Below are 780 nucleotides of genomic sequence, written 5' to 3' on the forward strand. Positions count from 1 at the left end.
TCAATAAGATTATCGGTGCATAGGATTTATATTGTATTATCAATTATGAATGTTAGAACAGAAATTTAAAAAATAAAAATTGAAAATTTGCTTTAAATCATAATTCTATATGTATTCTTGTGTTGACAAAATGTAATGAATACATTACATTAAAAGTAATCAGTACATTATATTTTGGAGAGGAGCGATAACTTTGATATGGAACAGAATTAAAGTTTTACGTGCTGAAAGGGACTGGACACAAGCAGATTTAGCTGAAAAAGTTGGAATTTCACGACAAGCAGTTATATCAATAGAAAAATATAAATATACTCCGTCATTAGAATTGGCATTTAAAATTGCAGAAGTATTTGGTGTTTCTATTGGTGAAGTTTTCGAGCATAGGGAGGACAAATAGTATGAATGAGCAAATTATTATCTTGATTTTTCTTGTTTTAGCATTAGGAGCAACGTTGTGGCTTTATATATTGAAAGCAAAAAAGCAAGTTGAATATAAGGGTGATGAACGCTGGTTGACGATACAGCTAAAAGCAAATCAGTCTGCTAATATAGCAAATTGGACATTGATTATATTATTAGCGATTGCAACATCAGTACCATTATTTATAGATATTCAAATTATGTTTACACTTGACCGAGTAATTCTTTTTGGAGAACTTTTTATTGGTTTGCGTAATTTGCTTGAACTGATTGCAATTATGTATTTTGATAAACAGTTATAAATCATTAGGAAAATATGATAATTTTATACACCTATACACAAAGCAGTTAGTCTTAGGA

General features: G+C 29.0%; 2 protein-coding genes. Both read left to right on the forward strand.

Translation table 11 applies throughout. The annotated features are described in order from the left end of the window. Window positions 1–193: 193 nt before the first annotated feature. Window positions 194–397, forward strand: a complete 204-nt coding sequence (locus tag PG840_RS16755) for a helix-turn-helix transcriptional regulator (RefSeq protein WP_117762158.1) — start codon at window positions 194–196, stop codon at window positions 395–397. A 1-nt stretch (window position 398) separates the two neighbouring features. Next, window positions 399–722, forward strand: coding sequence for a hypothetical protein (locus PG840_RS16760; protein ID WP_055061723.1), 324 nt, complete (start codon window positions 399–401; stop codon window positions 720–722). Window positions 723–780 lie beyond the last annotated feature (58 nt).

The organism is Coprococcus sp. AM97-35 (genome assembly GCF_027697525.1).
Lineage (GTDB): Bacteria > Bacillota > Clostridia > Lachnospirales > Lachnospiraceae > Allocoprococcus > Allocoprococcus comes.